The sequence below is a fragment of the Bifidobacterium cebidarum genome (assembly GCF_009193305.1).
Lineage (GTDB): Bacteria > Actinomycetota > Actinomycetes > Actinomycetales > Bifidobacteriaceae > Bifidobacterium > Bifidobacterium cebidarum.
Genome location: NZ_WBVS01000005.1, coordinates 103,299 through 122,143, shown reverse-complemented (window position 1 = coordinate 122,143; position 18,845 = coordinate 103,299). Strand labels below are relative to the sequence as shown.

Annotated in this window: 17 protein-coding genes; 8 read left to right on the top strand and 9 right to left on the bottom strand. The window is 58.3% G+C overall.

The features are described from left to right. Positions 1 to 124: 124 nt before the first annotated feature. From F7D08_RS06430 to F7D08_RS06415, 4 genes are all read left to right on the top strand, one after another. Positions 125 to 1,381, top strand: coding sequence for a glycosyltransferase (locus tag F7D08_RS06430; RefSeq protein ID WP_193316223.1), 1,257 nt, complete (start codon positions 125 to 127; stop codon positions 1,379 to 1,381). Positions 1,382 to 1,445: 64 nt separating this feature from the next. Continuing rightward, on the top strand, positions 1,446 to 2,969 hold the full coding sequence (locus tag F7D08_RS06425) for a polysaccharide biosynthesis protein (RefSeq protein WP_152209828.1): 1,524 nt from the start codon (positions 1,446 to 1,448) through the stop codon (positions 2,967 to 2,969). Further along, the gene (locus tag F7D08_RS06420; protein WP_152209827.1) at positions 2,966 to 4,162 is read left to right on the top strand and encodes a glycosyltransferase family 2 protein; all 1,197 of its coding nucleotides are present in this window, start codon (positions 2,966 to 2,968) and stop codon (positions 4,160 to 4,162) included. Before F7D08_RS06425 ends, F7D08_RS06420 begins: the two co-directional genes overlap by 4 nt. Before the next feature lie 10 nt (positions 4,163 to 4,172). Beyond that, positions 4,173 to 5,039, top strand: a complete 867-nt coding sequence (locus F7D08_RS06415) for an aldo/keto reductase (protein ID WP_100494623.1) — start codon at positions 4,173 to 4,175, stop codon at positions 5,037 to 5,039. Between the two features lie 127 nt (positions 5,040 to 5,166). Here F7D08_RS06415 and rimM read toward each other — a convergent pair whose 3' ends face one another. The 5 genes from rimM to ffh all read right to left on the bottom strand — a co-directional run bounded on the left by rimM (position 5,167) and on the right by ffh (position 9,532). Next, positions 5,167 to 5,781: a ribosome maturation factor RimM gene (gene rimM / locus F7D08_RS06410; RefSeq protein ID WP_152209826.1), complete on the bottom strand. Its 615-nt coding sequence runs from the start codon at positions 5,779 to 5,781 to the stop codon at positions 5,167 to 5,169. 15 nt (positions 5,782 to 5,796) lie between these two features. Continuing rightward, entirely contained in the window at positions 5,797 to 6,030 is a 234-nt protein-coding gene (locus F7D08_RS06405) for an RNA-binding protein (RefSeq protein ID WP_033891569.1), read from the bottom strand. Positions 6,031 to 6,047: 17 nt separating this feature from the next. Next, the gene (gene rpsP / locus F7D08_RS06400; RefSeq protein ID WP_152209825.1) at positions 6,048 to 6,512 is read right to left on the bottom strand and encodes a 30S ribosomal protein S16; all 465 of its coding nucleotides are present in this window, start codon (positions 6,510 to 6,512) and stop codon (positions 6,048 to 6,050) included. 215 nt (positions 6,513 to 6,727) lie between these two features. Continuing rightward, entirely contained in the window at positions 6,728 to 7,780 is a 1,053-nt protein-coding gene (locus F7D08_RS06395; RefSeq protein WP_193316221.1) for an endonuclease/exonuclease/phosphatase family protein, read from the bottom strand. A gap of 90 nt (positions 7,781 to 7,870) precedes the next feature. Next, positions 7,871 to 9,532, bottom strand: a complete 1,662-nt coding sequence (gene ffh, locus F7D08_RS06390; protein ID WP_152209824.1) for a signal recognition particle protein — start codon at positions 9,530 to 9,532, stop codon at positions 7,871 to 7,873. Positions 9,533 to 9,822: 290 nt separating this feature from the next. On the opposite strand from ffh, the gene F7D08_RS06385 reads away from it, so the two are divergent. Then, positions 9,823 to 10,731: a cation transporter gene (locus tag F7D08_RS06385; RefSeq protein WP_152209823.1), complete on the top strand. Its 909-nt coding sequence runs from the start codon at positions 9,823 to 9,825 to the stop codon at positions 10,729 to 10,731. 233 nt (positions 10,732 to 10,964) lie between these two features. Here F7D08_RS06385 and cysS read toward each other — a convergent pair whose 3' ends face one another. Next, on the bottom strand, positions 10,965 to 12,614 hold the full coding sequence (gene cysS, locus F7D08_RS06380) for a cysteine--tRNA ligase (RefSeq protein WP_152209822.1): 1,650 nt from the start codon (positions 12,612 to 12,614) through the stop codon (positions 10,965 to 10,967). A 147-nt stretch (positions 12,615 to 12,761) separates the two neighbouring features. Between cysS and F7D08_RS06375 the strand changes: the two genes are divergently transcribed. Further along, entirely contained in the window at positions 12,762 to 13,490 is a 729-nt protein-coding gene (locus tag F7D08_RS06375; protein WP_152209821.1) for a type 1 glutamine amidotransferase, read from the top strand. A 52-nt stretch (positions 13,491 to 13,542) separates the two neighbouring features. Continuing rightward, a complete protein-coding gene (locus F7D08_RS06370; protein WP_152209820.1) occupies positions 13,543 to 15,795 on the top strand; it encodes an ABC-F family ATP-binding cassette domain-containing protein in 2,253 nt (750 codons plus the stop codon). Positions 15,796 to 15,815: 20 nt separating this feature from the next. On the opposite strand, the gene F7D08_RS06365 is transcribed toward F7D08_RS06370, so the two are convergent. From F7D08_RS06365 to F7D08_RS06355, 3 genes are all read right to left on the bottom strand, one after another. Beyond that, positions 15,816 to 16,241, bottom strand: coding sequence for a type II toxin-antitoxin system VapC family toxin (locus F7D08_RS06365; RefSeq protein ID WP_152209855.1), 426 nt, complete (start codon positions 16,239 to 16,241; stop codon positions 15,816 to 15,818). Continuing rightward, positions 16,228 to 16,518, bottom strand: a complete 291-nt coding sequence (locus F7D08_RS06360) for a FitA-like ribbon-helix-helix domain-containing protein (RefSeq protein ID WP_152209819.1) — start codon at positions 16,516 to 16,518, stop codon at positions 16,228 to 16,230. The genes F7D08_RS06365 and F7D08_RS06360 overlap by 14 nt, the downstream gene beginning before the upstream one ends. Before the next feature lie 158 nt (positions 16,519 to 16,676). Next, positions 16,677 to 17,906, bottom strand: a complete 1,230-nt coding sequence (locus tag F7D08_RS06355; RefSeq protein ID WP_193316220.1) for an ROK family transcriptional regulator — start codon at positions 17,904 to 17,906, stop codon at positions 16,677 to 16,679. 221 nt (positions 17,907 to 18,127) lie between these two features. Between F7D08_RS06355 and F7D08_RS06350 the strand changes: the two genes are divergently transcribed. Next, positions 18,128 to 18,808, top strand: coding sequence for a nucleoside/nucleotide kinase family protein (locus F7D08_RS06350; protein WP_152209817.1), 681 nt, complete (start codon positions 18,128 to 18,130; stop codon positions 18,806 to 18,808). The last annotated feature ends 37 nt before the right edge of the window (positions 18,809 to 18,845 follow it).

Sequence of the window (18,845 nt, the reverse complement as noted above, 5' to 3'; positions counted from 1 at the left end):
GCGGGCAATGGGTGTCCTCTCGACTGGGAGGGCACCCATTGTTTTACCGTTAACACCCCCGTACTATAACGATTTAAGGGGGGATATAATGGTGCTCTTACCCCTTATTTGGGATGGTGGTTGTATGAACAGTGACGTTCAAATCTATCGGGTTGCGGTTCGGCGGGGCGTTCCTTTTGATTCATCGCAAGGCAATGCCCTGCGTATCGCAGTGTGCTGCACATTGAATGTGCGAGGTGGCGCTGAATCCGCCTTATTTCGGTTGTTGAAAATGCTACGCGATCATGGTCACGATGTTGATGTGATCGTATGCGCCGATGAACGGCATACGATTCGGGATCTGATTCCGGAAGGGGTGCGTGTGCATTACCTTCATTCCGATACATTCTTTACCGACATGATGTCTGGCCTCAATTGGCAGTCAACGCCGCGAATCTTCAGATTGATTGCTCGTTGCATTAAAGCGGCGGCGATGGTGTTCGGCGTTCGGCCAGCGTGGTGGTCTGAAGTCTATGCCATGCATCATGTAACGGGGCTGCCTCAGGATTCCTTTGATGCCGTTCTGGGTTTCACGGGGCCGGGAATATCGATGGCTGCGGCGTCGTGCCTATCGGCTCCGTTAAAAGCGGTATGGCTCCATGCACATCTTCATCTCAGGTTTGCATTTCGTGATCTGGCTCCGGATTTCGACACCATATTCTGCGTCTCACGTGAGTTGAAAGAGGCCGTTGATGCAACATGGCCCCAATACGCCGATAAAACCCGAGTGCTGTACAACCTCATTGATGCGGATGGCATCAGGCAACGAGCAGCCCAATATATGCCCCAGTGGCGCGATGCGAATGATCTGCATATCGTGACCGTTGCCAGGCTGGACAAAATCAAAGGACTGGACATCGCCATCGATGCGGCCGCATTGCTGCGTGACCGCGGCCTTGCCTTTACCTGGTATGTGATGGGAGGAGGATACTACAGCAAGCCACTGGAGCGCAGAATACGCCGGCTGCATCTGGAAGAATCCTTCATACTGTGCGGTGATATGGCAAACCCCATGCCATATGTCAAACATGCGGACCTTTATGTGCAACCTTCCAGAAGCGAAGGATTCGGACTGGCCGTGCAAGAGGCATTGGTGCTGAATAAGCCAGTGATTGCCACGGATATACCGGCGATGAGCGAGCAGATCGAACATGGCGTGACCGGCATATTGTGCCCGTTGGATCCCGAGGCCTTCGCCAACGAGATACTGCGCCTGGCCTCTTCGCCGGAGCAGCGGGAGAAGATCAGCGAACATCTGAAAACCATCGCGCACAGCGATGAGGAGACCATGGCGCAACTGATGAACTATCTGCATTCATCTGTCAGGCCTTCTGCCGAGTGAGGCGACAATCATGACGGGCCAGGGTACGGGCAAAATCAATACTCACTGGCAAACCATGCTGAACATGTCGGCCACTATCGCCGCCTTTGCCGTGAGCATCGCCATAGGAATGGTGCTGCCTCCATACGTGGTTGCCAAAGTGGGCGTGGAGGCCTACGGATTCACCGGCCTGGTCAATAGCCTTATGGATTACGCGTCTCTGCTGACCATAGCCCTGAATTCAGTCGCTTCACGATTCATCACCGTTGCCTATCATCGGGGCGACGCCAAACAGGCGTTGCGGTATTATTCATCGACGATTATCGCGAATATGGCCATGTCCGGAGTGGTAATCGCCCTGACGATCCCGCCTCTGACCATGTTGGAGCTTTTCATTCGCATCCCAGCGGCCCTTCTTGCCGATGTCAAGGCATTGTTCGCCTGCTCGCTGCTGGTATTCGTTATTTCCGCGATAAGTTCCGTGTATGGCGTGGCCATGTTCATCGGCAATATGCTGTACATCACCAGCCTGATCAATCTGATAGGCACGCTTGCCCGCCTGGCGATGCTGCTCGCGTTGTTCGGATTATTCCCGGCGAATATCGTGTACGTGGGGATGGCCGGATGCGTGATGAGCCTCACGATTGCGGCGCTTTCCTGGTATGGCAAGCGTCGGATTCTGCCTGATCTGAAGTTCAACATGCGTTTCGTCTCCTGGAAACCATTGACGGAAATGGTCGCCGCCGGCATCTGGAATGTGGTGATCAAAATGCAGCAGATCATGAGCAGCGGCGTGCGACTGCTCATCGCCAATCTCATGACCGGACCGTATCTGATGGGCATGCTGTCCGTGGCGCAGACGATTCCATCGGTGCTGAACGGGCTTATAGGCCGTATTTCCTATATTTTCTCGGCCCCGCAGATGCAATATTATGCGCAGCGTCGCATCGATTTGTTGATTCGCGAATTAGTGTATTGCATGCATATCTGCGGTTTCTTCGCAGACCTCGCTTTTGTGACCACGGTTGTTATGGGCTGGGATTTTCTCCGGCTGTGGCAACCGGGGCAGGATGATTCATTGCTCTATGTACTGATGGTGTGCTCATCCGCGGGTTTCCTGACATCCGGCATCTCCATGACATTGCAGAATCTACCGCTCATGTTGAACAAGCTGCGCACCTACTCGCTGGTGTGGCTCGGGTCCGGCGTGCTTTGCCTGATATCGATGTGTGGCTTCTCGCTGTTGCTCCCGAAATGGGCGATCATCGCGATTGCCGTTATGCAACCGGTATTCGACATAGCTACGAATGTGATATTCGTGGCCGGCTACGCGGCCCGATGCCTTGAATTGAAGCGCGGATACTTTATTCCGCTGTATATCCGGCAATTCGGCGCCACGGCGTTGGCTTTGATAGTGGCCGTTGCGTTCCGGCTCATCGTGGGGCGATGGATTTCGGTGAATGGGTGGGCGACGTTTGCGGTAATGAGCATGGTATGCATGTCGCTTGTCGCCGCTGCCGATTGGCTTGTTCTGCTTCGCTCCGATGACCGCCGTCGTGTGATTGCGATGCTCAGGCAGCGTTTGGGCATGGCGAAGGGGTGGTCATGAGCAAAGGTGAGGGAGAGAATGTTCGCAACGCTGGCCGCACGGCCGAGCCGTTGGTCAGTGTTGTTGTGCCGGTCTATAACGTTGTGCGTACGCTCGACCGCTGCATGCGGAGTATTGTGCGCCAAACATATCGTCACTTGGAAATCATTCTCGTCGATGACGGATCGACTGACGGCTCATCGCGGTTATGCGACGTATGGGGTGCCCGGGATGTGCGGATCACAGTGATTCATCAGCGTAATCAGGGACTATCCGCTGCGCGAAACGCTGGCGTCGATCATGCGCATGGCGCATTTCTATGTTTCGTTGATAGCGACGATTGGCTTGCTCCTGAATATGCGGGTGCAATGGTCGATGCCGCTATACGGTATCACGCCGATTTGGTCATTTGCGGATATTCCAATGTCTCGATGGGTGGCAGAACATCGCAATCGTTACCGTATGGCGGTGTGTGCGGCGGACGCGAATATCTGAAGCACGCGGACATCATCAACAGCGTATATACGGTGGCTTGGAATCGTCTGTATCGCATCGATTTATGCAAAACGGTGCGTTTCCCCGACAATCTTTTATATGAAGACCGATATACGTTTTTCCGCTTCTTCCATGCGGCGAATATCGTTGTTGGATTGGAACGATCGCTGTACTGCTATGACAACAATCCTGATGGCATAACCCACGCTATCCATGATGTTCGCAAATTGGATCTTGCACAGGTGTATCTCGTAGAGATGCGTTTTTATTTGGATCATGGATATGTCTCGATATTAAGGGAATACGCCAATACGCTGACGGTGTTGTTCCTGAAACTCATGAGAACGGTGTATCTGCAACGGAAAGAGGAAAGCGGAGAGGCATACCCCGCAACGGGTGAATCGGCTCTTTGCCGAACTGAAAGATTTGCTGCCGGACATCCACCCGTACTTGTCGCCGTGCGTGGCGGCGTATTGTTCGATGGCATGCCGTCATGCAGGGGTTTATGCGGTATTGGGTGCGTTTCGCTATCGGTGGCGCAGCCGTGCGGATCCATTGTTCAGGTGGTTGCATCGGGGCAAGGCATGGGTGGCGCAGCATATCGTGCGATGGCTGAGGGATATGGCTCGTTGACATATTTGCCATGGAATGCTCTTGTGAGCAGCGGCTTACGGCTTATAGTTACCAGTAGAACCTGCATTATCCGTCGCTTAGATTAAAGGAGTCATTATGGCGCTGTTCCGTAATCTTGGTCCGTTCTCCACCACCGCCATCGGCCACGGCGAAATGCCGCTGACCATCGAAAACAATCGCGGCCATGAGGTTGGTTTGGAGACCCTGCACGCTTCCTTGGATGCAGGCTGCCGCCATATCGATACCGCATGGGCCTACTACACGCCGGGCGAGGAGGAGCAGACCGGCGAGAAGCTGGTGCGTGAGGCGCTCGCCACGTGGAAGGGCCCACGCAACGAGGTCACCGTGGCCACCAAGATCGGTCTGCGCCGTGTGTGGGGCGAGAACGGTGAGCCGTTGTGGCCGCGCGACGGCAAGCCCGAGCACCTGATCGAATACGGCAAGCAGTCCGCCATGGCGCTCGGCGTAGACACCATCGACCTGCTGTACCTGCACCGTCATGACCCGGAAGTGCCGTACAACGAGTCCATCGAGGCGTTGAAGCAGCTGGTGGACGAGGGCGTGGCCCGCGTGGCCGGCGTCTCCAATGCCTCCATCGAGCAGATCGACATCGCCCGTTCCATTCTGGGCGACAAACTCGTGGCTGTACAGAACCAGTATTCGCCGATTCACCTGGAAACCCAGGACACGCTTGACTACTGCGCCAAACTCGGCCTCGCCTTCGTGTGCTGGAGCCCGCTCGGCGGCTATCGCCACCCGTATGACGAGTCCAAGTTTGATCCATTCCGCGAAGTGGCCGCCGCGCACGGTGTGAGCTACCAGCAGGTGGTGCTGGCTTGGGAGCTCGCCAAGGGCAACCACATGTTCGTGATTCCGGGCGCCCACCGCCCCGAAACTATCCTCGACTCCCTGAAGGCTGACCAATTGGAGCTCAGCCCCGAGGAACTGGCCAAGCTCGGTTGATTGTTCCGTGAAAAAGGCACGCTGAGAGTGACTCAGCGTGCCTTTTTCACGAGATATGTGTCGCTTCGCAATAAGTAACGCTGAACGTGACTTGGGCCACGTTCAGCGTTACTTATTGCGCTGTTTTTCACAGTCCGGGAATCAGACCGCCGGGCGGGTCGATTGTCAGATATTGCTCATCCAGGTCGATTTCCGGAACCAGCTGCTCCACGAACGGGACCAGTGCGGTCTTCTCGACCACATCCTCGCCCTTGGAATTCTGTCCGGTTACCACAGGCTCAGTCAGACGAATCTTCAACAGTGACTGGGCGGGGGAGTCGACTACATCGACCACCTTGCCGACCACCTGGCCGGCGGGCAGTCCCAATCCGTTGCCTTCGGCCAGTCGTGCCTCCAGACCGATGAGGTCCTTCGGATACCATTCGTCGGCCTCCAGCATCTCCTCCGGGTCATCGGCTTCGCCATAGAGTTCAATGCCGTTCAATGCCTCGGCGGCGGTGCGATCATCGGTTCCCTCGAATTTGATGATCCAACGGTCCTTGAACGTGCGTGAATTCTCGACGATGTATTCGATCTCGCCGTCCGCATCGTAGAGCACGGAGCCTGGTTCAAACCGCCATTCCGGATCGTCGGTGTACAGGCGGACGGTAACCTCGCCCTTCAAACCCTGTGCCTTGCCAATACGAGCGACCCTCAGCAACTCAAGCTGCTGAGGGTCGTCGTGCATGTCTTGCTGTGCCATGCTGTGAACTTTACCTTATCGACGGACGTCCATGATATCGACGCGCACCTTGTGATCGGACAGTGCCTGAATCACCGTGCGAATCGCATTGGCGGTGCGGCCGGAACGGCCAATCACGCGACCAATGTCCTCCGGATTCACGCGAACGCGAAGCAGTTCGCCGCGCGCGTTCTCATGGGACTTGACGGAAACATCGTCCGGAAAATCAACGATGTTCTTGATGAGGTGTTCCACAGCCTGTGCAAGCATTGCGAGCCTTTCTCGAATCAGGCTTCAGCCGGAGCTTCTTCAGCGGCGGCGTCCTCGGCCGGGGCCTCTTCGGCGGCGGCAGCGGCCGAGGACGCCGCCTTAGCCTTGGCTTCAGCTTCGGACTTAGCGGCCTTCAGCTTCTGAGCTTCGTTCTCCACAGCCTCAACGCGAGCAGCGGCGTCCGGGCCAGCCTCAACGGTCTTCAGGGTGCCTTCGGCACCTTCGAGGCCCTTGAACTTCTGCCAGTCGCCAGTGATGTTCAGCAGCTTGAAGACCGGCTCAGACGGCTGAGCGCCGACGCCGAGCCAGTACTGAGCACGCTCAGACTTGATCTCGATGGTGGAGGGCTGAGTGTTCGGGTTGTAGGTACCGATCTCCTCGATGACCTTACCGTCGCGCTTCTTGCGGGAATCAACGACCACCACGCGGTAGAAGGCGTAGAACTTCTTGCCCATTCGCTTCAGACGAATCTTGGTTGCCAAAATGGCTCTCCTTGTAAATGCTAGGTTTGTGGTTTCTCGGTGTGCTGTGTGGGGCACGGCTCGCCGGAACCCACGTGTCCTCACGGTGCGGGGTGTAGAGGGCGCCACGCGCGCGTGAATAACTGGCCCATTATAGCGCCGAGCCCCGGACGTGGAACACGCCTGTGCTGGTGTTCGTGGCAGGGGCTGCGACGGTGTACGGACCGGCACATGAATCAGCGCACGGTAAGCGTGGCGGCAAGGGCGAGATGGTCGGTGTCTTTGACCTCAAACGCTTTCACGCCAGACGGCTTGAGACCGGCCGTGAACAGCACATGATCCAGCTCGATGCGCGGCCATTTGACCCAGCGGGGGAAGGTGAGGTTCGGGCCGGTCGCCTGAGTCAAGCTGGCGTCCTTGAACCCGGCTTTCAGCAGTGCGCGGAAACTCGGATGATCGGTACCGGAGTTCAAGTCGCCCATCACCACGGCGATGTTGTGCTCACCGATGGAAGATGCTTTGGCAATCGCGCCAAGTCCCAGAATGCCGGCCGACCAATCCGCGCAACCGCGCATCGGCGACTTCGGATGCGCTGAGCAGAAGGTGACGGTGCGGCTGTCGCTGTCGGTATTGTCGGTGACCGCGGAATCAGCGGCGAGCTTCAGGGTGAGCGCCGGTACATCGGCAGCCGGGATCGTAACCACATTCGGCACGGCTGAGGCAGGCTCATAGCGGGAAAACAGCACATTGTAGCCGCCATTATCCGAGTCTTGAGGGTCGCCGGATTGACGGTAGGGGAGCAGATCCGCAATTCCCGCGGCATCCAGACGCGCGATGAGTTCGTCGGAAACCTCCTGCAATGCCAGCACCGCGATATTGCGTTCGCGAATGGCGGCCACGATATTCGCGGCGTTCGCGCGGCCGTATCGGCAGTTCAACGTCATGACCGAGAACTGATTCGGCAATGTTTCACGAGAAGTTTCACGAGGCTCGGGATTTGTTTCACGTGTTGTTTCACGCACTGGGCGCGCACTGGTCCTGAGACCGGTGCCCCAGTAGCTGATGCGCTGGGAGCTGGTCATCAGAGCGGTGACCAGCAGCAGACAGACGGCTCCCCAATGGTGCTGCCATGCCGCCATGCCGGCCAATATCACCAACGGAACCCACAGAAACGGCGTGAGCGCAATCATATACGGCATCGGCATGTGCGCTTCAAGCCCTGCCGGCAACGCGGACAATCCCAGCCAAAGCCATGCGAGAATGACTACCACAGCGAACAACGTAGTCACGAACAAACTCCTTCAAGTAGTGAAGAACGGAAGTAATGCAGTACAAAAAGAGGCTCCCCTCCATAAGAGGGGAGCCGGAAGCAGTCAGTGTCAGCGACCGAACAGACCGCCGAGACCGCCGCCAAGGTTCGGGGGCAGCTCCATGCCATCGCCCTCGGCATTGTTCATCATCTGCTCAAGACCTGCGGGCAGGGCCGGGTTCTGCGGCTTCTTGGCGAACGCGGAACCGCCGGTGGAGCCGGAGGGCTTGCCGGCCAGCTTATCGCGCAATGCTTTCTCCTCGGCCTCGCGCTTCATCGGGTTGCCGGACCTGCCGCCCTTCTTCTTGTTCTTGCCTTTGCCCTTCTTCTTGCCGCCGCCCATGGCCGGACCGCCGAAGCCGGGAATGCCGCCGCCCATGCCGGCGCGGTTCGACATGCGCTTCATCATCTTCGCGGCCTGCTCGAAGCGCTGCAGCAGCGCGTTGACCTGGGAAACGGTCACGCCGGAACCATAGGCGATGCGGGCACGACGAGAACCGTTGATAATAGACGGATCGCGGCGCTCGGCCGGGGTCATCGAACGGATGATCGCCTCAGTGCGGTCGATCTCCTTCTCGTCGAACTGCTCCAACTCCTTGCGATGCTGGGCCATGCCCGGAATCATGCCGAGCAGCGACTTCATCGAACCGAGCTTGCGCACCTGCTGCAGCTGATCCAGGAAGTCATCCAAGCCGAAGGAACCTTCGGAGATTTTCTCGGCGGCCTTGCGGGCCTCCTCCTCGTCGAACTGCTTCTGCGCCTGCTCGATCAGGGTCATGATGTCGCCCATGTCGAGGATGCGGGAAGCCATACGATTCGGGTGGAAGACCTCGAAGTTCTTCAGGCCCTCGCCGGTGGAGGCGAACAGGATCGGCTTGCCGGTCACTGAGGCCACGGACAGTGCCGCACCGCCGCGGGCGTCGCCATCAAGCTTGGAAAGCACCACGCCGGTGAAGTCCACGCCCTCATCGAACGCCTTGGCGGTCTTGACGGCATCCTGGCCGATCATCGCATCGATGACGAACAGAATCTCGTTCGGCTGCACGGCGTCGCGAATATCGCGGGCCTGCTTCATCAGCTCTTCGTCCACGCCCAAGCGGCCTGCGGTATCGATGATCACCGTGTCGTAGAGCTTCTGCTTGGCGAAGGCGATGGAGTCGCGGGCCACCTTCACCGGGTCGCCGGACACCTGGCCCGGAGCGGCCACGGCCTCGCCGCCGTCGGACTGCACGCCCTTCTCCGGTGCGTACACCGGCACGCCGGCGCGCTCGCCGACCACCTGCAGCTGGGTCACGGCGTTCGGACGCTGCAGATCGGCGGCCACCAGCAGCGGCGTGTGCCCGGAATCCTTCAGCCAGTAGCCGAGCTTGCCGGCCAGCGTGGTCTTACCGGCACCCTGAAGACCGGCGAGCATGATAATCGTCGGTGGATTCTTGGCGAAGTTCAGCGGACGGTCCACGCCTTGGCCGAGCACATCGGTGAGCTCTTCGTTGACGATCTTCACCACCTGTTGCGCCGGGTTGAGTGCTTCGGAAACCTCGGTGCCGAGCGCACGTTCGCGCACCTTGCCGGTGAACGAACGGACCACTTCGAGCGCCACATCGGCGTCGAGCAGTGCACGGCGGATTTCGCGGATAGTGCCGTCGATGTCCGCCTCGGAAAGTTTGCCTTTGCTCTTCAGATGCTTGAACGCATTCGAGAGCCTGTCAGTTAAAGAAGAAAAAGCTGCCATAATGGGCAACAGTCTAGCCGCCACGCGGGAAATTGGGTCGAGAGCAGCCCCTATCTGCCCACGGCACAGATGCCCCCATGTTGATCGAGGGGTTTCCGGTACCATGTAAGGGCAAAAATCCAGTGTTTTTTGGAATGCTTACGCAGTTTTGAAAATCCTTGGACACCGCCCTATACGCAGACTGCCGTGCGCCCTCGCGAATCGAGCCGACCGGAACGAGCAAGCTCCCAGATCGACCAGTGAAGTAGCGGGCCAACGCAGACATGCCGTGCAATACGGAAGGACCACCGATGCCCCAAACGAAAACCATCGAACGCAAAGCCCTGATCGTCGGCATTGTCGTCAACGTCATTCAGGTCGCCGCCGGTATGGCCGTGTTCTTTATGACCGGCCTGAAGGCCATGTTCCTTGATTTCTCCTTCACCGCCATATCCGTGCTTTCGGGCCTTGTGGCGGTATACCTCTCCACGCGAACCGTGCGCACCACCGAACGGTTTCCCAATGGCATGTTCGCGTTGGAACCGATCTACGCGATCTGCAAGGCCATCTTCACCATGTCCTTGCTGGTGTATTCGCTGATCGACGTCTGCCAAGTGGCCTACGACTACTTCGTGCTCGGCGACGGCGAACGCATCGTCACCGGGCCGGTGGTGATCTATGAGGTCGTGACCGTACTGATCTGCTTCGGATTGTTCATGTATTACCGTCGCGAAAACCGGGCGATCCGCAACGCGAGCACCATGCTCACCGCGGAATGCAAAAGCACGCTGGTCGATGGCGCGATGTCGTTCGGCATCGGTGCGGTGGCGGTATTCCTGATGGTGCTGCCTGCGGGCGGTCCGCTGGATTTCCTGCATTACACCGGCGACTTCTTCATCACCGTGGCGCTGGTCGCGTTGACCATTAAAGAACCGTTCAGCGTGCTCAAGGATGCATTCATCGAACTGGTCGGCGGGATTCATGACGACGACGAGACCAACGCGTTCGTCGAGGCGACTGCGCAACGGAACCTACCGGCCAATACCGAATATGAGCAGACGCTGATTTTCAAAACCGGCATGAACTACACGGTCGATGTGTATTTGGCCGGCACCGGCGCAACCATTGACGTGGCGAATCTGGTGGAATGCAAGCGCTCGCTGGAGAAGGCGCTGACGAAACGCCTGCACATCGTGGATGTCGACTTTGTTTTCGACTGATTGTTGGTTGACTTACTAATGATGAGTGGTACGTCATCGCAATATTGCTTATTCTGCGATGACGTACCACTTCGTTTTTTGGCGGCTTTCCATGTTGAGCCAAAAAACGCGGTACAACCGTATGAGAAGCAAGAGTACCGTGCTGTTGTGGCAAAATCCGGTGGTACGTTGTCTCGAAATCGCTTATTTCACGACAACGTACCACTGAGACATCCGCAAGTTATCATCGGAAACTACTTCAAGCTCCACGTGGAGCCCTGCGGGCCGTCTTCGATGGCGATGCCGGCAGCGCTCAGAGCATCGCGGATGGCATCGGCCTTGGCGAAGTCGCGGGCTTTGCGGGCCTCCTGGCGAGCCTGAAGCTGCTCGGCAATCAAGGCTTCCAGTGCTGTGTGCTCAGGCGATTCGCCAGCGCCGGCACCGGCTCCGCCCGCGGCGCCATCGGAGAGCCACGGCTCGGCCAGCGGGTCGAGGCCCAAGGTGTCGAGCATGGCGCGCACGGCGACCAGCGTCTCGCGAACTTCGGCTTTGGCGGCTTCGGAATCCACGCGGTCGGCCAGTTTGGACAGCAGCGTATTGCCAGAGCGGATGGCGGTGAAAATGGCGGCGGTGGCGCCGGAGACATTGATGTCGTCGTTCAGCGCGGCCACGAAGTCGGCCGGCAGTTCATCGGCGGACACTGCCACGACTTCATCGCGGGTCGGCTGCTCGCCGAGCACCACGCCAGCGCGTTCGATGAAGTTCGAAACACGGTCATAAGCGGCCTGAGCCTCGACCAGCGCCTGATCGGACCATTCGAGCATCGAACGGTACTGCACGGAACCGAGAGCGTAACGCACCACCCATGCGGAATGCTCGGCCAGTACGGAAGGCACGGACAGGCCGGTGCCCAGGGACTTCGACATCTTCTCGCCCTTGGCGGTCACCCAGGCGGAATGCATCCAACGGGCCGCGGACGGGTAGCCGGCTGCGCGGGTCTGGGCCATCTCGTTCTCATGGTGCGGGAAGCGCAGGTCCAAGCCGCCACCGTGGATGTCGAAACCGTCGCCCAAATAGCGGTGGGACATCGCGGAGCATTCGATATGCCATCCCGGGCGGCCGACGCCGAACGGCGTGGACCAGCGGGCATCCTCCGGATCGGTGTCTTTCGGGGCCTTCCACAGGGCGAAATCGCGCGGGTCATGCTTGTCGGGGGATGCGTCGGCCGGATCGACCGGGTTGTACTTGTCGGTGCCGGTGGCGTCCACGGACGGGCCCATGCGGTCGGCCACGGCAGCGGCTTCGTCCACCTCGGCGGTCTGCTTCTGGTGGGTCAGCTCGCCATAATGCGGCCAGGAGGCAACATCGAAGTACACATTGCCGGTGGGCTTGCCTTCGTCATCCAGTACCACATAGCCATGGCCATTGTCGATGATGCGCTGAATCAGATTGATCATGTCCGACATGTGACCGGTCGCACGCGGCTCAACAGTAGGTGGCAGCACGCCGAGCGTGTTGTATGCCTCGGTGAATTCGCGCTCGTAGTAGTAGGCGCGGGCCCACCAGCGCTGGCCTGCGGCGGCGGCCTTGTCAAGAATCTTGTCGTCGATGTCGGTCACGTTGCGTACGAACGTCACCTGATAGCCGAGCTTCAGGAACCAGCGACGAATCACATCGAACGCCACGGCGGCGCGGATATGGCCGATATGCGGGGAGGACTGCACCGTGGCGCCGCACACGTAAATGCCCACGCGGCCGGGCTTCAGCGGCACGAAATGACTGACCTGATGCGAAGCGGTGTCGTACAGGTTCAAGCCCTCGGCAGCCTTGGCCACGTGCACCGGCGTAAGGCTCGAAGGCATAACGGAAATGTTGAAATCATGCGGTTCTTGGCTGTTTCCCATAGCCTCCAAGCGTAGGGAATAAGCCAGACATGGAGGTTGCGTCGGCCGCGAATATGGACTGGATGCGGACGCGGTGATGTAGGGCGATACGTAGCCGACACCACGGAATTAACGCAAACGGGAAACGCTCGTGCCACAATGGGAGGCATGGTCACACCACAAGTGCTCATTTTGCAACATGTTTCATGGGAACGCCCCGGGCGCATCCTGTCGAACCTTGAGGATCTCGGCATTCAGACGGTGACGATGAACATCACCAAAAAGAAGAAGCCCGACCTTCCGGATTTTGGCGAACTTGCAGGTGTGGTGATTATGGGCGGCCCGATGGGCGCGCTTGATTACGACAAGTATCCCGGGCTCAAAACCGAGGCCAAGCTTGCCAAGGCCGCTGTGGCTTCCGGCAAGCCGGTGCTCGGTGTGTGCTTGGGTCATCAGATCATCGCTACGGCGCTGGGTGCCCAGCTGCGCAAGGGCGATGCGCCTGAAATCGGTTTCGCGCCAATCAAGCGCGTGGAAAAGCACGACTACTTCTCCATGTGGGATAAACAGCTGAACGTGCTGCACTGGCATAACGATGTGGTGGGATTGCCGGAAGGTGGCGAGCTGCTCGCCCGCTCGGCCGGCACCAAGGTGCAGGCATTCCGCCTCGGATCGGCATTGGGCCTGCAGTTTCATCTCGAGGTGTGCGGTTCGCTGCTGGACGAATGGCTGGAAGAGCCCAGCATGGTCAAGGATCTGAAGGATGCCGGCGGCTCGAAGTCGCAGTTGCGTGAACAGTTCGCGCAGTATGATCCGCTGCTGCAGCCGCTCGCCGAGCAGGTCTTCTCCGGATTCGCGGCCCGCTGTAACTCGTATGCGCAGACGCTGACTGAGTAGGTCTGCGGCATGAGACTGCCGATGGGCAAGCATGCCGCTACATTGGTGAATCATGCCGACTTACGATATTGGACTTGAACACGTTTCGCTCGCTTTCGCCACCAAAACCATCTTCACGGATGTGACGCAAGGTGTTTTCGAGGGTGACCGTATCGGCATCGTCGGCCGCAATGGCGACGGCAAATCCACGTTGTTGCACCTGTTCCGTGGCGCGCAGGAGCCCGATTCCGGCCGTGTGACGAAGCGCGGTGGACTGACATTCGGCATGCTCGACCAGCGTGATCCGCTGGATGACAACGCCACTATTCGCGAAGCCGCGCTTGAAGGCCGTGCGGATTACGAATGGGCCTCTGATAACACCTCCCGCGAAATCGTCGAAGCGCTGCTCGGCGGCATGAGCCTTGACGCCAAGATCGGCTCTCTGTCCGGCGGTCAGCGCCGCCGTGCCGATTTGGCCCGACTGCTGCTCAAGGACTGGGATATCCTCGCGCTCGACGAGCCCACCAACCACCTCGACGTGGTCACCATCCACTGGCTTGCCGAACACCTGAAGAACCGCTGGCCGAAGGGCCAGGGCGCGTTGCTGCTGGTCACCCACGACCGCTGGTTCCTGGACGAGGTCTGCGAGTCGATGTGGGAAGTCCACGATGGCGAGATCGAACCGTTCGAAGGCGGCTATTCCGCATACATGCTCCAACGCGTGGAACGCGACCGCCAGGCCGACGTGCGCGAAACCAAGCGTCGCAATCTGGCGCGCAAGGAGCTCGCATGGCTCTCCCGCGGCGCTCGTGCCCGCTCTACCAAGCAGAAGTTCCATGTGAAGGCAGCCCGCGAGCTCATCGCCGATGTGCCGCCGATGCGTAACACGCTCGAACTGAAGCAGATGGCCACTTCCCGCCTCGGCAAGCAGGTGGTCGACCTCGTCGACGTGACGCAGATCTTCGAAAAGCCGCAGGGCATGGCCGACATCGACCCGGATGTTGCCGCGCTCTCCGCATCCGCCTCCCGCGTGGACGTGGTCAACGCCATGTATGCCGAACCGCAGCTGCATGGTTCCGTCGAGGTGGCGGTCACCGACATGACCGACCCGCGCCTGGTGGATGCCGGTGTGCCGGAGGCCGTAGAGGCTGCGGAAGAGGCCCTTAAGAAGGCCGAAGCCGAGGGTGGCAATCCGCAGCTTGCCGACGATCGCGAGGTGCGTCGCATGAACACCGGTGGCGAGACCATCGGCGGTGATGCTGCTGCATCCGGTGCCGATGGCGATGCCGCCACCTCGGCCGCACGCAAGGTGACGGTGTCCGGCCGTGAGATTCTCGACGATGTGACCTGGCTGATCGGACCGGGCGATCGTTTCGGCATCGTCGGTGCGAACGGCGCCGGCAAGTCCACGCTGCTGAAGCTCATCGATGGCACGCTCACCCCGACCGCGGGACACGTGAACATCGGTAAGACAGTGAAGTTCGCGGTGCTCTCGCAGCGACTCGACGAGCTGGAGAAGCTTGGCAAGTACAAGATCAAGGAAGTGCTCTCCCGCTATAAGCCGAGCTACATTGTGGACGGCAAGGAAGTGACGCCGGGCCAGTTGATGGAGCGGCTTGGCTTCGAGTCCGCCCAGCTGATGACGCCGATTCGTGACCTCTCCGGTGGTCAGAAGCGGCGTATGCAGCTGCTGCTGATTCTGCTCGATGAGCCCAACGTACTCATCATGGACGAGCCCGGCAACGATCTGGACACCGATATGCTCGCCGTGATGGAGGATCTGCTCGATACCTGGCCTGGCACGCTGATCGTGGTCTCCCACGACCGTTACCTGCTCGAGCGCGTCACCGACCAGCAGTTCGCCCTGCTTGGCGGCAAGGTGCGCCATCTGCCCGGCGGTGTGCAGGATTACCTCGATATGGTCGAGGACATCAAGAACGGCAAGGGATTGCCGGCCGACAACCCTGGCTTTGCAGGCACGGGCAGCAGCTCGGCGAAGTCCGGCAAGGGCAAGGCGGCTGCCGCCAATACTGCTGCATCTTTCGCTCAACCTGCGACTCAGTCGGCTTCCTCCTCGGATAGTGTTGATGATTCGGCCAAACTCACCGGCAAGGCCTTCCATGAGGCTTCCAAGCGCGTGAACGCCATCGAACGCAAACTCGCCAAGCTCGAGGAGCAGAAGAGTGACCTTGAAGCGAAGATGGCCGCCCATGATCCCGCCGACTACGAGGGCCTCAACAAGCTCAACGAGCAGCTCAACGCCATCAACTCCGAATCCGACGACCTTACCGCCGAATGGATGGAACTCTCCGAACAGCTGGGGTAACTATCGGCTCCGCTGCGACATTATTGCGCGTACTCCCATGGATTGATGAGTTCGACTCCGGTGCCCTCAAAATCCTTGATATTGCGGGTTGCGACTGTAGCGCCGTGAGAGCGTGCGATAGCTGCAATCATGGCATCCTGCACGCCGATGGGCCGTCCGGCTTGCCGGCGTGATGCGGCGATTGCCGCATAATGGGTTGCGGCTGTCTGGTTAAATGACCAGGTTCGGTTTCTATAGGTTGCGATGAATGCCTGAATGGTTTGAGACAATGCGTCTCTTTTCCATCCGGCCGGCTTGAGAGCAAGTCCATACAACAATTCCGCCACGGTAACCGTTGTTGTGCGGCACTCTTGCGGAGGTAATTGGATAAACCAGTTAATGACGTTGTGATCGCTCTTGTCCTTTTTGAGGATTTCGCTCACGACGTTGGTATCAAGCACAATCATCATCGTCTCCGAAATCAACGGGGCGTGGTTCGGTGTCATATGTATTGCGCGGCGGCACGAGTTCCTCATCCTCGTCGAGCCCGTGCCCATCCAGCAGACGCCACATTTCCTGAACCAGATCAGCGTTAGTGACAATCTTATGTGCCGCATACTGCGCAGTGAACTCTTCCAGCACTGATTTAGCTTCGGCTTCCATAGAGCGATTATTGTTCTTGGCTGCCTTCTTCAAGATTTCCACGCATTCGTCAGGTACTTTGCGCAAAGTGATGGTTGCCATGGTGGAGCCCCTTTCCGTAATCGTTGTAAGACATCGTTGTCTGTGCTAGCAAAATGCTAGCATAATCTGCATGCATTTTGCTAGCAGATAACAAGACAGAAACACCTCACTCAACGTACGGTGACTGCTGCTCAGCGTACGTTGAGTGAGATGATGGGCTATTGGTTCTGTTGATCGGCGAAGTTCTGCAGCATATCCAACGAAGTCAATCCCTGGTCGATGGCAACATACGCCAACCCGATAATGCCGGCTTGCGCCTCGTCGGAGCAGGTTTCGATGCGCAACGATTTGGTCGCGAGCGGCTGCGCGCGCGCCCATACACGCTCGCGGATGCCATTCATCAACAGTTCGCCGCAGTGCGAAAGCTCGCCTCCGACCACGATGCATGATGGATTGAGCATATTGACGCAGGCGGAGACTACGTCGCCGATCAGTCGGCCAGCCTGGCGGATAAGTTGTATGGTTTCAATATCGCCGTGGTTGGCGAGCTCCACTACATCATCCAGAGTGTGCGCAGGCTTGCCCTGAGCTTGCAGGGTCTGCAATATGGCCCATCCTCCGGCGGTGGCCTCTACGCATCCGGTATTGCCGCAGCGGCATAGGTTGCGCTCGCCAATACTGCCGAAGACGTGGATGTGTCCGATGTCTCCTGCAGCTCCACAGGTGCCATGCATGATGGTGCCAGAGGAGATGATGCCGGCGCCGAGTCCCATACCGGCGTGCACATACAGCAGATTGGGCACGATGTGCGCGCGATCGGTGGCTAGGTCGTGTGCCTTGCAGAGGGCGCGAACGTTGGCGTCATTCTCGATAAAGGCGGAGACATGATAACGGCCGGCAAAATATTCCCGCAAATGATGGTTTTCCCAATGCTGCATCACCGGAGCTTGAATGATGTTGCCGGTAACTGTCTCGACTCGAGTGGTGACGGCAACGGATATTGCGTATAAGCGAGGCGTGTGCGTACTGCCGGTATCGTCTAATCCTGCGGTGAGTATGGCGTCGGCGATTGAGCTAATCGCGCGCAAAGCATCTTCTGGTTCGTTCTCCGCGCCGACGTTGATCGTCTGTGTGCTGATTGGCTGCCCGGAAAGGTCGCACAAGGCAATCGCTGTGGCCGTAGTGGCAATGTCTATGGACAGAATATACGCGCAGGATGCGTTGAACGAAAAACCTTGTGCGGGGCGGCCTCCTGTTGCGCTGGGAATGGCGAGCGGTTGTGCGATGCCAATGGCGGCCAGTTCATCGATGCGCCTGTTCACGGTGGGTCGCGCCCAACCGGTGGCGGTGCCGATTTCACTGCGTGTCATCGGTCCACGTTCTCGCAAGAGGGTGAGCAATTCAATGGTTCCGATGCTGACCTCGATGAGCTCCGATGACTTATCCATAGTTGTTAGCATACAGCATCAGATATTTGACAAATCTTTTACAATTATCCTCTTGCTTTTGTATAGGGATATACAAAACAATGGTATAGTTATGTATCGTAAAGAGTAAACGAATGACGGTGAAGCATTCGAAACTCCAGCTCGCTGAGAGTCTGCGATAGCGGAATTCCAACGAGGCCAACGTAAATACAGCAGGGTAAATTCCGAGGAAGGAAACGACAATGGTAGTCAACATCGCAAATCTCGAAGAAGCCAAGGCTCGTGTCAGGGAACTGCTCGAATCTCATGAACGTGTGATTCTCGGCATTGTCGGCGCGCCAGGTGCTGGAAAGTCCACGTTGGCTCAGTTGCTGGCTGAGGCGTTCGAGGATGGCAGTGAGACCGGGCTTGTTAATCCTGCCGATCATTTCGCCGCGTGGGTGCCGATGGACGGCTATCACTTGGCGGATGTGGAGTTGAAGCGCCTGGGCCGTCTGCAGCGCAAGGGTGCCATCGATACATTTGATGCGCGTGGCTATCGTTCGTTGCTGCAGCGGATTCATCAGGGCGAAGATGGTGTGATTTACGCTCCGATGTTTGAGCGTGACTTGGAGCAGCCGCTGGCTGGCGCGATTCCGGTATTCCCATGGACGCGTTTGGTGGTGACTGAAGGCAACTATCTACTTGACGAAGCCGATGCATGGAAGGACGTGCGCGCTGCCATGACCGAAGTCTGGTACGTGGATGTGGATGATGATCTGCGCCGTGAGCGCTTGGTGGAACGCCACATTCAATTCGGCAAGACTCCCGAGCAGGCGCGCAAGTGGGTGATGGAAGTCGACGAAATTAACGCGCGTCGCATTGCCGCATGCCGAGGCCGTGCCGATGCCACGGTCGAACTGCCGACGCTGAATCTCTATTAACAGCGACATTGCCATCATTACCTCGCAAAACGTACGC